The sequence below is a fragment of the Methanomassiliicoccales archaeon genome, assembly GCA_038740345.1.
In the GTDB taxonomy this organism is placed as follows: domain Archaea; phylum Thermoplasmatota; class Thermoplasmata; order Methanomassiliicoccales; family UBA472; genus JAJRAN01.
The window spans coordinates 52,538-66,534 of record JAVYMA010000006.1 but is presented as its reverse complement, the minus strand read 5'-3'; the positions used below and the strand labels follow the sequence as shown (position 1 = coordinate 66,534).

At 53.8% G+C, this 13,997-nt stretch carries 14 protein-coding genes; 2 read left to right on the top strand and 12 right to left on the bottom strand.

The features are described 5' to 3' along the window. Window positions 1–165: 165 nt before the first annotated feature. Window positions 166–831, top strand: a complete 666-nt coding sequence (locus tag QW520_03410) for a VIT1/CCC1 transporter family protein (protein ID MEM0448853.1) — start codon at window positions 166–168, stop codon at window positions 829–831. 329 nt (window positions 832–1,160) lie between these two features. Here QW520_03410 and QW520_03405 read toward each other — a convergent pair whose 3' ends face one another. From QW520_03405 to QW520_03355, 11 genes are all read right to left on the bottom strand, one after another. Beyond that, window positions 1,161–1,805, bottom strand: a complete 645-nt coding sequence (locus QW520_03405; protein ID MEM0448852.1) for an iron-sulfur cluster assembly scaffold protein — start codon at window positions 1,803–1,805, stop codon at window positions 1,161–1,163. Next, a complete protein-coding gene (locus QW520_03400) occupies window positions 1,802–2,974 on the bottom strand; it encodes a cysteine desulfurase family protein (GenBank protein ID MEM0448851.1) in 1,173 nt (390 codons plus the stop codon). Before QW520_03400 ends, QW520_03405 begins: the two co-directional genes overlap by 4 nt. A gap of 10 nt (window positions 2,975–2,984) precedes the next feature. Then, window positions 2,985–3,404, bottom strand: a complete 420-nt coding sequence (locus tag QW520_03395; GenBank protein MEM0448850.1) for a DsrE/DsrF/DrsH-like family protein — start codon at window positions 3,402–3,404, stop codon at window positions 2,985–2,987. Between the two features lie 4 nt (window positions 3,405–3,408). Beyond that, a complete protein-coding gene (locus QW520_03390; GenBank protein ID MEM0448849.1) occupies window positions 3,409–3,633 on the bottom strand; it encodes a sulfurtransferase TusA family protein in 225 nt (74 codons plus the stop codon). 89 nt (window positions 3,634–3,722) lie between these two features. Continuing rightward, complete coding sequence (locus QW520_03385) at window positions 3,723–4,856, bottom strand: hypothetical protein (protein ID MEM0448848.1); 1,134 nt, start codon at window positions 4,854–4,856, stop codon at window positions 3,723–3,725. Window positions 4,857–4,915: 59 nt separating this feature from the next. Further along, the gene (locus QW520_03380; GenBank protein ID MEM0448847.1) at window positions 4,916–6,058 is read right to left on the bottom strand and encodes a hypothetical protein; all 1,143 of its coding nucleotides are present in this window, start codon (window positions 6,056–6,058) and stop codon (window positions 4,916–4,918) included. A gap of 143 nt (window positions 6,059–6,201) precedes the next feature. Beyond that, complete coding sequence (locus QW520_03375) at window positions 6,202–7,113, bottom strand: methylenetetrahydrofolate reductase (GenBank protein MEM0448846.1); 912 nt, start codon at window positions 7,111–7,113, stop codon at window positions 6,202–6,204. Then, window positions 7,110–7,814, bottom strand: a complete 705-nt coding sequence (locus QW520_03370; protein ID MEM0448845.1) for a methylenetetrahydrofolate reductase C-terminal domain-containing protein — start codon at window positions 7,812–7,814, stop codon at window positions 7,110–7,112. Before QW520_03370 ends, QW520_03375 begins: the two co-directional genes overlap by 4 nt. After that, window positions 7,811–8,212, bottom strand: a complete 402-nt coding sequence (locus QW520_03365) for a hydrogenase iron-sulfur subunit (protein ID MEM0448844.1) — start codon at window positions 8,210–8,212, stop codon at window positions 7,811–7,813. The genes QW520_03370 and QW520_03365 overlap by 4 nt, the downstream gene beginning before the upstream one ends. After that, window positions 8,209–9,795 carry a 4Fe-4S binding protein gene (locus QW520_03360; GenBank protein ID MEM0448843.1) on the bottom strand — a complete coding sequence of 529 codons (1,587 nt, stop codon included), beginning with the start codon at window positions 9,793–9,795 and terminating at the stop codon, window positions 8,209–8,211. The genes QW520_03365 and QW520_03360 overlap by 4 nt, the downstream gene beginning before the upstream one ends. Further along, window positions 9,792–10,898, bottom strand: a complete 1,107-nt coding sequence (locus tag QW520_03355) for an FAD-dependent oxidoreductase (protein ID MEM0448842.1) — start codon at window positions 10,896–10,898, stop codon at window positions 9,792–9,794. The genes QW520_03360 and QW520_03355 overlap by 4 nt, the downstream gene beginning before the upstream one ends. A gap of 122 nt (window positions 10,899–11,020) precedes the next feature. Here QW520_03355 and QW520_03350 point away from each other — a divergent pair, with 122 nt between their 5' ends. Further along, window positions 11,021–11,857, top strand: coding sequence for a polysaccharide deacetylase family protein (locus tag QW520_03350; protein ID MEM0448841.1), 837 nt, complete (start codon window positions 11,021–11,023; stop codon window positions 11,855–11,857). Between the two features lie 372 nt (window positions 11,858–12,229). Here QW520_03350 and QW520_03345 read toward each other — a convergent pair whose 3' ends face one another. Continuing rightward, window positions 12,230–13,903 (bottom strand): formate--tetrahydrofolate ligase, encoded by a 1,674-nt coding sequence (locus QW520_03345; GenBank protein ID MEM0448840.1) that lies wholly within the window; start codon window positions 13,901–13,903, stop codon window positions 12,230–12,232. Window positions 13,904–13,997: the final 94 nt, after the last annotated feature.

Below are 13,997 nucleotides of genomic sequence, written 5' to 3'. Positions count from 1 at the left end.
TTAAGTATGGGTATGAGGGGATTCCATGTTAATTTGACAAAGGAAGAAACAGATGGAAATAATGGAGACAAGAAACGTCTTTAAATGCACGCTAAGGTAGCTGAGCTGAGTTAACAAGCTGTTCCATCAGTAGAGAATAATAGGACGCAAGACCTAGATGTAAGCGTGAAGCTCGAGACCATCCTGCCTGAACAGTACCTTTACCCTTCGGAGAGGCTATCCGAGATACTCTTCGGCCTGGTCATGATGTTGACAGTCACCAGCGTAAGCAGCATAGGGATGAAGGAGGGTGATGGTTCTACTCATTTCTTACTCCTGGCCGCGCTGGGCACAAATACCGCATGGGGAATAGTGGACGCCGCCATCTACATCATAACCAACGTCTTCGAAAGAGGCCGGATGTCGCGCATGGCCAGCGAGATAACTGATCTTAAAAAGCGAGAAGCGATCGCTCAGATCGAGGATGAGTTGGAAGGCACTGTAGTGAGCGTCCTGGACCCCAAGGACAAGAGAAAGATCGCCACCATGGTCTACAACGCCGTATACCTTGCCCGCCCTCCACCTGTGCGCATTCTGCGCGAAGATGTGGTGGGGGCCTTCTGGGTCTTTTTGCTGGTCTTCGTGAGCGTGCTGCCTCCCGCCCTTCCCTTCCTTCTCTGGTCCGAGGTTATCACCGCCACATTGGCTTCGCACACCATCGCCATATTCATGCTCTTCGTCGTGGGGTTCTGGTACGGGAGCTATATTGAGGCCGATAGGTTGCGCTTCGCTCTGGGAATGACCTCTCTAGGCCTTCTCATCGTTATCGTCACCGTCCTTTTAGGAGGTTGAGAGGGGATAGTAATCAAAAAGAAGTGGTTGGGTAACAAGATTTTTGCTCATCAGAAGGACGAGAGACATTTCACGTTAGCAGTCCTGCACATTTATCCCAACAAGGTCAGGTGTACAGGAATGTGCAGAAGACCGCAGGCTGATGATTCAATTTAAAGAAAGCATACGCAAATCAGAGCTGATTGGATGAAGACCTATGCACCATGACCTTTCGCGTTGTAAGCGACGAACTTTATATCACCTAATGACACGGATCCAGCCAAGCCAGGACCAGCTCTAGACCAAGCTTAGAGCGGACTTCGACCTTCTGATGATGGATGGGGATCAGCCTAAGCCTGAGCCTCTTTGAAGTGCAGCTCCACCTTCTTCACGTCCCATAAGGTCTCGATGCGCTCCTTGATCTCGTCGCGGATATTTGCCGCGAATATGTGATTCTCGGGCAGATCCACCCATATGCTGACCGTTCCTTCTTCTATTTTGACATCCGTTATGAGGTTGCCGCGAACGATGTCCAGTCCTGTCAAGGGATTCATCACGCTCTTCAACCGTCTCTTGATCTCATCTACCGTGGTAGGCTTCTTCTCCTTCACCAGTCCGTGCCTCTCCTCGTAATTGGTTATGGCTTCCCGTAGCCCCTCCACCGCCAGCACGGAGCAGTGCGCCTTTATCTTGGGCAGACCGCCTAGAGCCTCGGAGGCATCCTTCCAGGTAATCTTCTTCGCCTCCTCGATGGTCTTTCCCTTCGCCAGCTCCGTTATAATCGAGCCGGTGGCGATGTTGCTGGCGCATCCGTACGACTCGAACTTGATGTCCGTAATCCTATGGTCTGCCTCGTTCACCTTCAGGTACACGGCCACCATGTCCCCGCAGGCCGGGCTGCCTACGATGGCCTTACCATCCGCGTCCTCGATCTTGCCTACGTTCTTAGGGTTCTTGAAATGCTCCAGCACCTTCTCTCCATACGGGAATCTCATGCGCTCCCCTCCTTCCTCAATGGGCTGATCTCTCGCAGCCTCGCCACTATTTCCTTCATAGCCTCCACCACCTTATCGGCCTGCTCCATGGTGTTATAGCGGCCAAGGGAATAGCGGATGGAACCGTGCGCCCTTTCATGGTCCCCGCCTATACCCATTATCACGTGGCTGGCTTCCAATGAGCGGGAGAAGCAGGCCGAGCCCGTTGAGACCTCGATTCCTTTCATGTCCAAATGCAGTGTTATGGACTCGCCCTCCACGAAATGGAAGGTGATGTTGGCATTCTGCGGCACCCTCTTCTCCCTATGGCCGTTCAAGGTGGTGGAAGGCACCTCTGACAGCAAGCGGTCTATCAGCCTATCGCGAATGACTCTCAACCTCTCATTCTCCTCCTGGGTGACCAGTTCTGCCGCTCGGGCGAAGCCCACGGCCCCAGGGATGTTCTCCAACCCTGCACGTAGATTATTCTCCTGGAAACCCCCATCCATCCATTTGCCCAAAGGCGTGCCCTTGCGCACGTACAGCGCTCCTATGCCTTTGGGCCCGTGAATGGTATGCGCTGAGAAAGTCATGAGGTCCACGGGCAGCTTGGACAGGTCATGAGGTAAGCGTCTGAAGGTGTGAGTGGCATCAGTGTGGAAGAGCGTACCCTTCTCATGACATATGCTGCCTATGGTCTTTATATCTTGGACCGTGCCGATCTCCTGATTAGAATGCTGCACCGAGACCAATATCGTCTCACTGGTGATGGCCTTCTCCAACTCGTTCATATCCACCAGGCCATGGCCATCCACAGGTAGGTAGGTCACCTTCAACCCTTGCCTCTCCAAGGCGCGGGCACTGTTGAGCACGGGGAAATCCTCGATCTTGGTGGTCACGAGGTGCTTTCCCTTCTTTCCCGCCAAGGACAAGGCGATGCCCTTCAGCGCCAGGTTGGACGATTCCGTGTCCCCTGAGGTGAGAACGATCTCCTCGGGGAAAGCATTAATCTGTTTGGCCAGCCTTTGCCTAGCATCCTCCAATGCCTCTTTGGCCTCTATTCCCATGGAATGACCGAACTCAGAGGTGGCCACGGCATAGGAGTCGAAGAAGTACGGCCGCATGGCCTCCAGCACTCTCTCATCCATCCTGGTGGAGGCAGCATTGTCCATGTAGATTATCTCGGGCATGATAGGCACCTCAGATGAACAAGGTGATCTCGGACTTCCTGGCCTCCTCGACGTATGTGCCCACGGCCCCGAAGTCGTCAATCCACTCCAGCCGCAAGTCCTCTTTCTTGATGCCCATGATCTCCATGGTCATCTCGCAGGCGATTATCTTGCCGCCCAGCTCCTTGAAGTCCTTCATCAGCTTCTCCATGCTGGCCACATTCGCTTTCCTCATCTTCGACCTTACCATCGCCTTGCCGAGGCCGAGCATGTTCATTTTCGATAGTTTCCCCTTTTCCAAACCATCCTTCTTCAATCTCTGCAATCCCCAAAAGGTGAAATAAAGGGATGCCTCCATCCCCATGGAGAGAGCGCCATTCCCGATGATGAGCGCGCTCATTACCTTGTCCATATCCCCGCTGTGCACAATTATCGTGGCCTTACCAGGCAATTCATCACCTCTTCCTTATGCGTATGGTCCAGACGTTCCCTTGCTCTTTGATCTCCAGCAGCTCATCCCCCGAGGCCTCCACGGCCATGGGTATCTCCTTTTTGGACGCGGGATGAGTCCCCACCACCTGGATGATATCGCCTTTTGCCGCCTTTCTCAGCGCCTTCCTCACTTCCACCAGGGGGACAGGACATGTCTGACCTTTGCAATCTATATCAATCTGCGCCATTCACTGAGCACCTATTGGATGGGTAGTTTAGCGTGCTTTGCTTATTTATCTTTCCAGTGAAGGTAAGTAGGGAGAAGAAGGGTCTGACTTTATTCCATATATTTTAGGGCATCGTGATCGAGTAGGAATTTGATCCGAGGTCCTATGACGTAGACGGGCCATCGGCCGAAAAAATTGTGCTCGAAGACGTCGAACAAGTGAGCTGAGTAAAAGGCAGTCTTGAGATCGCTCATTCTCTCAGTTGAGAGGGGCGCATGCCCCCTGTCAACAGGATTCATTCTCTCCAGTGGCATCAGCACCTTTTGGCGCACTATGCTTTGTCTTTGCTCCAGGAATTTCTGGGCCGTGCTATGGCTAGCGACCGTCTGGAACTGACGCATTATTAGCAGTTGGATCGAGAGCATGACGATGATGCCGAACAGGGCTTCGCCTTGCCTTGCCGTCAGCCCTTGGTAGACCAGCTTGAGGGAGATGCCAGTGAAAAGGATGGCACCTATAGCAAGTAAACCTACCACGGCGGCCATCAAGCTCAGGCTGGAAAGGAAGAGGAAAGAGGCTAGCCTGCCTGAGGATCGCATCTTGGCCATCGTCGCCTTCAAATCCTTGGCCCTTCGTAGTACCCCTCTCTCTAATGGCCTTAGCCAGAGAATGAGGCCGAAGTAACCCAATATGATAACGATCTGGAATATCACCACTGCAGCCGACTCCATGGCATAGGCCCCTGCGATGATTACATAATATAAGGCAAAAGCCAGGCCAGTCCCGAAAAGGAGGAAGAAGGCATGGGCCAGGGGATAGAGCCCTCCCAAAAGCAACACTGCGGCCACCTCGACGGCCAGTCTCTTCTTGCACTTGAGAAGATATGAGACGGGGCGCTTCACCTCACCCCTAAGCTTGGGGATCTCCATCCTCTCCTTCCTCCTGCTAGTAGGTAAAAAGAGAATCAGGAAGTTGAAGGAATAAAGCAGGAAAGCGCATACCAGCCAGAGAAGCAAACCCTCCTCTGTGAGCATGATGATCAATACACCTATGAACCAAAACAGGGCGACGAGTCCCCATCCGGCTTTTGCAATAGGCTGTGAGGCTTTCAACTTGTGTAGACGAGCTTGGTCTCTCTCTACCTCTCCTTTCACCAAATCCTCAAAGCTCTCCGTGCCCTCCATGGCTTCGCCCTCCCTCTCTTCAAATTCCTTCCCTCCCTCCAGAATGTCTTTATCCTTCAACGTCCACCACCTCGGCGAAGCCCAAAGTAAAAAGAATATGGAAGTAGGAGACGAAATCATCAAATAACCCTCCCAGGAGCTCCACCGACACCTTCGGCCCGAGTAACGGCATCAAGGACTTGCTTGCTCATCAAGAACCTCATGTCCGGTGCTATCAGGTATACGGGGGCCAGGCCGAACAAGTCATGCTTCACGAACTCGAAGATGACGATGCGGCGATAATCTGAAAGGATACTCTTCAACTTCGCCTGGTCAATCTTGCCTGCGTCATGGCGCTGCCTGACTTCATCCAAGGGCGCCAACACATCCTCCTCTAGCCTCCTCACTCTGCTAGCCGCCACGCCTTCCCCTAAATAAATGCTCATCACTGAGAGGAGGAAGCGCCAGATGAAATACATCATCAAGAAGAAAAGGACCAGCGCTAAAGAATTGGAATAGTTGTTCGAGGCGAGGAAATTCCAGACGCTGCTCCTGGTGGCACCAGGCAATAGGAAACCAAGCACCACGACGATGCCACTGACCACCACCAAAAAGACCGCTGCTAAATACGCGATCACCAAGACCACCCTCCCCCGCTGCGGAGAAACAGTTAATCTGCCCTTCCAGTTCTCAGGCATGCGGAACGTGCCGTGAGCATAGGGGCGATAGATGAGAAGCAAGAATCGCAAGAGTATGATTGCGGCGCCCTGCACGATGATGATCAACGACAGTTGCAGAGGCAACGCTCTTTCCATCAACCCGAAATAAAATGCACCAACGATGTTGACACTGAAGAGTAATGTGACAGAGAAGAGCGAGAGGGTGTTCCCATATAGGAAAGCATCTAACCAAACCTCTGTTATGAGCGTTTTGCGTCCTTTAGCTATGGCCTTCGCTGCCCCCTTTAAATCTTTTTTACCGCGGTATCTCTCCTGCCTAAGGAATCCAGCCTCTTTCTTACTCGTCGGGAGAAAGAGGATAAGCCAGGCCAGGGAAACAAGCAGGTAGGAACAGAACACCCAGAGCATGAAACCGTTGGGGAGAAGGATAATGAGAACCAAGGAAACCGAGAATAGGAGGAACGACAGCCACCATCCCACCCCTCTCCACTTTCTAGTCCTTCTGATGCTGCCCAGTACTGCTCTCTCTCGCTCCAGTCTCCTGCTTATCTCCTCTCTGAGAACCTCCAATTCATGAACTGGCCACCCTCCCTCCTCTTCCAAGAAGCTCTACTCCCCTCGATAAATTCGCTATATTATCTCAGTTGCACGATTTACAGGTCATAGAAGTATAACTAAACTCGCTAAGAAAATTCACATCCTAATTTTCGGCTATGGCGCAAATGCTAGTTGCATTCGCGCAAGGATTAGGAAATTGAGGATAGACCGGCTCGCCGCACGATTTCTGGCACCTTCTCCTCCCACGCTGGCGCCATTATGTGCACGCCTCTTATCCCTTCGATGTCCCTAAGATGCTGTATCTGCTCCACGCACATTTGAATGCCTTCTTCCTTGGGATCGCTGGCCCTTCTTAGACGATCTATTATCGAATCGGGCACGCACATGCCTGATACTTTATTCTTCATGTACAGGGCGGTCTTGTGCGATTTGAGCGGCATGACTCCCGCCAGGATATGCACCTTCTGGTGCAGGCCTTTCTCCCGCACCAATGACATCCAGCGCTCGAAGCGCTGCATATCGTAGATACTCTGGGTCTGGATGAAGTCAGCTCCTGCCTTGATTTTCTTCGCCAGCCTGATCACGCGATATTCAAAGGGGTCGGCGAAAGGATTGGCTGCAGCACCTAGAAACAGCTTAGGGGCGACCTCCAGCTCGTCTCCGCTCCAGAGCTTGCCCTCATCCCGCATCCGTCGCAGAACCATAAGCAGCTGGATCGAGTCCAGATCGTATACATTCTTGGCCTCCTTCATGCTGCCGAAGGTCTGGTGGTCACCGCTCAAGCACAATATGTTGCGCACGCCAAGGGCGCTCGCTCCCAGGACGTCGCCCTGCAAGGCGATGCGGTTGCGATCGCGGCAGGTCATCTGCACCACAGGCTCTAGGCCATCCTGCAGCAGCACCACGGCGCAAGCTATGGACGACATGCGCGACATGGCCGTCTGGTTATCGGTGAGGTTGAAGGCATCGGCGCATCCCTTCATTTGCCTGGCATGCGTCCTTATCCTCTCTGCACTGGCCGATCTTGGAGGGCCTATCTCCGCCGTCACCGCGAATCTTCCTGACTCCAATGCTTGCTCCAGGTTGCTGCCTGACCTCAAGGCCTCTCCCCCTTCATCTTCCTTTGCTCCTCGCTGATGACCGCTGTTGGGATCACCGTCCTGCGCGGCCCCCCATCCCTGGCTGTCAACCAGCTCTTGGGAGGTATGGGCTCCTCGAGCAGGTCCGACCTGCCCATTGCCTCCAGGCTGCGCACGATCTGATCCCAGGCGCACGGCACTTCAGGAGAGATCTCGCACCTGCCATTCTGGGAGCCCCCGCAAGGACCATTTAGCAGGCTCTTGGCACAACGGGCGATGGGACATATGCCACCGGTTAGGTGGAGGAGACAATCACCGCAACCGCCGCATTTCTCCACGAAGACTCCAGGCATATCAGGCGCGCCCATGTGACTGGTGTTCAAACCTGGCAACACCCTGATCCTAGGATAGAGCACCTGCACGGTTTGCGCCCCAACCCCACAGGCCAGGGAGAGCACGGCATCTTTGCCTTTTACCAATGGCCCCATGGCCTCCACCCACTCTCGCTCGCACTGCCTCTCCACCGTGATCTCTTCCACCTTCCAGGGGTGATTAGCAAGGCTGGCACGAAGGCGCAAGGCCTCGGCCAGGATGGATACTTCCTTCTCTCCCCCCGCATGGCACACCGCCACACAGGAACGGCATCCCGCGACAAGGATGCGCTCATGGCCCGAAAGCATCCTGAAGATCTCTTCCAGAGGCTTCTGCTCCCCTACGATCATCCTCTTACCCCCAACGGGCTCTCCCCTATCTCCTTAGCTCGTTCGAGCATGAGTTCGGCCACCTCCTTCGCTTTCCACGATTGGTCCGAGGAGAGATGGAACATCTCTAGCCTCTCTTTCCCCAAGCCCACTTGCTCAAGGATGCGCTTGGCCTGTTCCACCCTCTTGGCTGCTTCTATGTTGCCATATAAATGATGGCAATTGCCCTCCAGGCATCCCGCCACGAAAACTGCGTCCGCTCCTTCTCGGAAAGCCCTAAGGATGTGCATCACGTCCAGCCTCCCTAAACATGGCAATGAGATGAGAGCGACCTCCGTGGGCAACTCTAGCTTGCGTTCTCCTGCCAGACGAAAAGCTGATGCGCCGCCGTGCTCGCACACGAAGCCTATTATCCTCATCCTAAGCACCTCAAGAGCGCCCTGGTTTGGGCGTATATCTGCTCTTCAGTGTCCATATGCATCGCTATGGCGCGGCTGGGACAGAGAGGTGCGCAGGCTCCGCAACCCTGGCATAACTCTGGAATGACTTCGGCCTTGCCTCCCTCCCCTATGCGCGGAGCGGAATAAGGGCAGATGCGCACACAGCTCAGGCAGGCCGAGCATTTTTCCTTGTCAACCTGCGCCAGCGCCCCCTCGCGCCGGGCATTCCCTTTAAGCAGCTCCGCCGCTCGCGCTGCGGCTGCAGCCGCCTCTCTCTCCAGGTCTTCGAATAACATATTGCCTAGGCGGTATCGACACGCCAATATCCCAGCCCTGACCGTCTCACCTGGTCTGAGCCTAGAATCCATCCGTAGGATGTCACCCTTGTCATCCAGGGGAAGTTTGAATATCCTAGCGAGTTCTTCCGCCTCCGCATTGGTGATGCTGTCCCTGAGCACCAAATCTGCCTTCAAGCGGATTGGCCCTAATAGCGAATCCTGGAAGCTAATCTCATATGGCCCCGAGCCCTGCCAATGCACCTCCCCTTGAAGTCTATAGAACGTAACCCCCAGGCATTGGGCCTGGCGCTGCAACGCCTCCATCTTTCCCATCGCCCTTAATTCCCTTCCTAAGAGCGAGATGCTCAGGTTCGACGCGTTCGCCTTGGCCTTCAGGGCGAATAGCGTGGCGCGCGGAGAGATGCAGGAACAATCCGTGCCGGAACTCCTGCCTCCGGGCAAGACCACGATCGAAATGTGATTAGAATTCGCCATCCTACTCTCCTGAACTGGTCTCCCCTCTAGGTCCCTGAGCTCCAAGCAAGGTTCTGGAGCTAGGATGATAGCCCCGTAGCGGGCTCGGGAAATGCCTTCCGCGCTTTCCATCTCCAGCTCAAAATCTCCTGGTACACCCTCACAGCGGATGACTCTCTTGCCCCACAGTACTTTAACCTTAGCTTCCAACTCTTTTAATGTGCTATGACCTCTTTTCATCTCCTTCTCATCAGCAAAGATATAGGAGGGGGGGGTGCTGATCTGATTCTTCGGGACGATCACTTCCACTTCCAAGCCTTGAGCTACCAGTTCTCGCGAAGCCAAGGTGGCGGTAAGACCACTCCCTATGACGGCCACCCTGCGCAAAGTTCTTCCCTCTAGGAAAGTGGGCGGCGGATTCCAGGCCCTCATCTTTTCCACCGCGGCGGCCATCATGGCCTTGGCCTTTCTTAACGCCGCCTCCGGCGGATGGATGTAGGCAGCCAATTCCCTAACGTTCGCAATTTCGAGACCGTATGGACTCAAGCCTGATCCTTCCATCAGCTTGGCGAATTCTGCTCTAAATCCTGAATCGTGACAACCAACCAACACCACTCTGTTAGCCTTGGAGTTTTTCAGTAAAGCACGCGCCTGCTCCCTGCCCTCGCTCTTGCACAATCGAGGGATGAGAAAGGCAGCAGCGACTCCCTTTAGCCCTGCCGCATATTCAACCAGCTCTTGCACCTGGAAGGGGGGTCGCTCTCCTCCTGCCCATGAGCACACCATAACATATACACACTCATCGCTCATGAGCGACCCTCCAGAAGAGCTATTGCCCTGCTAGCCGCGGCTGCTCCATCCTCCGCGCTGGCCACGATATCCTTGGGGCCCGCGCAGGAACCCGCGACGAAAACACCAGCTCTGCTCGAGCACCACCTGTCGTATGTGCTCGTGGAGATGAAACCGAACGCATCAAGTTCAATCCCCAACGCTGCGCTCAATTTTCTTGCGTTCGTTACTGGCCGAAGCCCCGTAGCAAGGACCACCAGATCAAAAGAACGCTCTTCGACGATACTCTCATCCTCTCGGACGAAGCGGACCAATGGCCTACCGTCCTCGCCCCTAAGGATCTCCGAAGGCCTCGATCTTATGAGTTCCACATTCTCCTGAAGGGAAGCCCATAGCCTGATGTTCTCCCTAGGGTCCTGCAGCCTGAGGTCCATATAAAAGAAGGTTACACTGCAAGCGGGAACCCTGGTTTTGACGGCTTGTGCCAGCTTGAAAGAGGATTTACAGCAATAGCTAGAACAGTAGGAGGCGCGCAGTCTGTCATCCCGCGAACCTACGCATTGGACGAAGGCCAGGCTGCTGGGCTCCTTTGCGGTGGATGGAACAAGGATCCTGCCTGAGCTTGCCAATCCCTTCTCCATCTCTAAAGAGGTGATGACATCCGCTACTTCACCATATCCCAGCCTCCTGTCCGATTGGGGATGGAAAGGAATAGCTCCGACGGAGCATATGACTGCCCCCACTTTGAGCTCTAACAACTGGGATGACTTGGTAAGGCGGAGAATGAAATCCCCTGGCCTTCCCTCGAGCGCCATAACCTCCGCATCCTTAATTATCTCCACCCCAGGCGAGTCTCTGACCAGTTTTATCTTGTCCCTTGCCAGGCACACATCGCATCGCACGCATCGCTCCACGCCCTTACAGCTCAGCTGCGCGCAGAGCCCGCCCAATTCATGCTCCTTCTCGATTATGATGGAGGGTACTCCCCTCTCCCCGAGGCTCAGTGCAGCGCACAAGCCAGCTATTCCAGATCCTATAATAGCCACTCTTCGAACATTTTCAGTTGTACTATCCTGAAGCGGTTTGATCTCACACTCTTTGGAGGTTTGCTCATCCAGGCTCATCACCGGCGACTCTATTGCGAGACTCGATTCTTTATATATAGCTTCTCAGCCTTCAACCATTCCTACAGAAACCGCTCACCGCTGGACAAAAGATTATTGACCTTTCCTTCGATTAGAGTATCATGAGGGTAGCGGCCTTCACCTTGGATGTGGACAGGGACGTGAACCTCCCTGCACCAGGCAAGAAGGAGGCGTGCTCCAAATGCCCCGAGAGAGATAGGTTAGAGGCGAGATTCTCCTCCTCGGCCAAAGGCCTTTGTCTGGCCGTGGACTTGCTTTCAGAGTTGGGCATAAGGGCCACCTTCTTCCTGGAAGGCGAGACCCTTATCCACTTGGCCAGAGAGATGGATGTAAGGAAACTGCTCTCCCGCCATGAAGTGGCATGTCATGGGGTGTGCCATGAAGATATAACTGGTGAATCCACAGGTCTACCGCTCACAGGCTGGGAAATCTCAGAAATGCTGGACCGCTCCAAGGAGATTGTTAAAGAAGTATTCTCCCTCGAGCCTCAAGGCTTCCGTGCTCCATACCAACATATCGACCAAAGGACGCTCTATCTACTTCATAAGAAAGGTTTCGCTTATGATTCCTCTTTCACCAGGCCTATCGATGATGAGGGGAGCATCAGACCTTTTAAGGTGGCGGGGGAGCTGCTGGAGATACCTCTTGCGAGCGCCATGGACTTGGCCGGGAGAAAGATTGTCTCATATCTCTGGCCCATGCACGAAGGGAGAAGGGCACCGGAGGACTACCGCCGCTTGGCGGCCTCAGTACACCATGGCGTATTGGTCCTAGCCACCCATAGCTGGCATTTGGTAGAAACTTATAATCGCGGTATATTGGATGAAGCCTCGACAAAGGCTAACCTCCACAACCTGCGCCGAGTCCTACAGGGAGTGAGGGAGGAGGGCATGGAGTTCTTGACTATGCAGGAGATAGCCGAGGCCTGGAAAAGATGAAGAAATGGTAAGCTCGATTTAAGAATTGAGATGCATCTTAGCGCCCTTTCAGGGATGCAAGTAAGGCGAGGAGGGATTTTTAGAAGATTAGGCAGTGGAATTTCGTGCTGCCAAACAACGGTCGCAGAGAATCTCAAGCTCAGATAAAATATAGAATTGGATTCTGGGCGACAAGCGTTCAAAAATCAATGAGGACTTAAACGCTTCATTTAAAATATGCATTAACACCTCAATCTAGTTTAACGAGAGAGGACACGTTTCCTTGCAGCTTGAGCGAATTCCTATATTGACGTTTTTCGTCGCAGCTTTCGAAAGAGATGAGGAGAAAAAAGGCCAGGCCTAGAGCGTACATTGCCTTTTATTCAATCATGCTTAATTCAGACCCACGATCCTGCCGTCGTCGAACACATCCATGTCCAAAGCGTTAGGCCTGGCAGGCAGACCCGGTATCAACATGATGTCCCCGCAAATGGCCACCACGAAGCCTGCCCCGGCGGATACCTGCACCTCCTTCACAGTCAGAGTCCAGCCCATGGGAGCGCCTTTGATCTTGGGGTCGTCGGTAACTGAATGCTGGGTCTTAGCTATGCACACCGGCAGCCCTCCGTAGCCGTTCTTCTCTATCCATTCCAGGTCTTTCTCAGCCTCAGCGTGGAATTTGATCTCCCCCGCGCCATACATCTCCCTGGCCACCGTCTCGATCTTCTTGCGGATGGGCATGTTCAAGTCGTACAAGAATTTGAAGGAGTTCTGATCCTTCTCGATGGCCTCCAATACTTGATGGGCCAATTGCACGCCGCCCTCTCCGCCCTGATCGAAGACGAAAGAGACGGCAGAGCGCACACCAAGACGACGGCAATGCTGCATCACCAGCTCCACTTCCTCTACCGTATCGGTCTGGAAATGATTGATGGCCACCACCACTGGAACGCCATACTTGCGCACGTTGAGCACATGCCTCTCTAGATTGGCCAGGCCTCTTTCCAGGGCCTCTAGGTTCTTGACCTCACATTTCTCCAAGGGGCATCCTCCATGCATCTTGAGAGCCCTAATCGAGGCTACTAGCACCGCGCAGTCCGGCCTCAGACCACCCACGCGGCAGACTATGTTAAAGAATTTTTCTGCACCTAGATCAGTCCCGAAACCTGCCTCTGTGACCACGTAATCCGCCAATTTGAGGGCGTATTTGGTGGCTAACAACGAATTATTGCCATGCGCGATGTTGGCGAAGGGGAAGCCATGTATGAACATGGGCTCACCTTCCAGTGTCTGGACGATGTTGGGCTTGATAGCCTCGCGCAAAAGCAGAGCCATAGCCCCTATGCATCCCAGTTGCTTGGCATACACCGGTTTCTTATCATAGGTATAGGCCACGATCATGCGCCCCAGCCGCTCCTTGAGGTCTTGCATAGATGTGGACAAGGCCAAGATGGCGCTTATCTCAGAAGCAGCGGTAATAATGAAACCTGATTCATGCGGCACGCCTCCTTCCCCTCTTCCCCCCAAACCCACGATTATCTGCCTCAGCTCCCGGCAGTTCATGTCTATGGCCTTCTTCCAGATGATGCGGGTAGGATCGATATTCAGCTCATTCTTGCGGTTAACATGGTTCTCGATTATGGCTGATAACAGATTATGGGCCGCCCCCACCGCATGGATGTCACCTGTGAAGTGAAGGTCTATCTCCCACATGGGATATACTTGTGACCTGCCTCCTCCCGTGGCTCCGCCTTTGGTTCCGAATACCGGGCCTAAGGAAGGCTGGCGCAAGGCGCCGATAACCCGGCGGTTCAATTTCCCCAAACCCTGAACAAGGCCTATGGTGGTTACGGTCTTGCCTTCCCCCGCGGGAGTAGGGGTGACGGCCGTGGTGACGATGAGCTTTCCATTGGGCCTATCCTCAAAGCGGCGCAGAACTTCCAAGGGTATCTTGGCGGCATATTTCCCGTAGCGCTGCAGATCATCCGGGGATAGGCCTATCTTGCTGGCCACTTCCTCGATAGGCAGACACTTGGCGGCCTGAGCGATCTCGATGTTTGTCTTCACGGAGGCACCTCAACAAAGGTCAAAGCGGATAACGGTATCAGACGACCCTATAAATATCAATTCTAAAGCAGCCTTTGGAGAGATATGCTAGAGG

Coding starts and splice junctions, on each gene's coding strand:
- QW520_03365 (MEM0448844.1), bottom strand. CDS start 8,212: ATGAGGATAATAGGCTTCGTGTGCGAGCACGGCGGCGCATCAGCTTTT.
- QW520_03350 (MEM0448841.1), top strand. CDS start 11,021: ATGAGGGTAGCGGCCTTCACCTTGGATGTGGACAGGGACGTGAACCTC.
- QW520_03405 (MEM0448852.1), bottom strand. CDS start 1,805: ATGAGATTCCCGTATGGAGAGAAGGTGCTGGAGCATTTCAAGAACCCT.
- QW520_03390 (MEM0448849.1), bottom strand. CDS start 3,633: ATGGCGCAGATTGATATAGATTGCAAAGGTCAGACATGTCCTGTCCCC.
- QW520_03355 (MEM0448842.1), bottom strand. CDS start 10,898: ATGAGCCTGGATGAGCAAACCTCCAAAGAGTGTGAGATCAAACCGCTT.
- QW520_03360 (MEM0448843.1), bottom strand. CDS start 9,795: ATGAGCGATGAGTGTGTATATGTTATGGTGTGCTCATGGGCAGGAGGA.
- QW520_03370 (MEM0448845.1), bottom strand. CDS start 7,814: ATGATCGTAGGGGAGCAGAAGCCTCTGGAAGAGATCTTCAGGATGCTT.
- QW520_03400 (MEM0448851.1), bottom strand. CDS start 2,974: ATGCCCGAGATAATCTACATGGACAATGCTGCCTCCACCAGGATGGAT.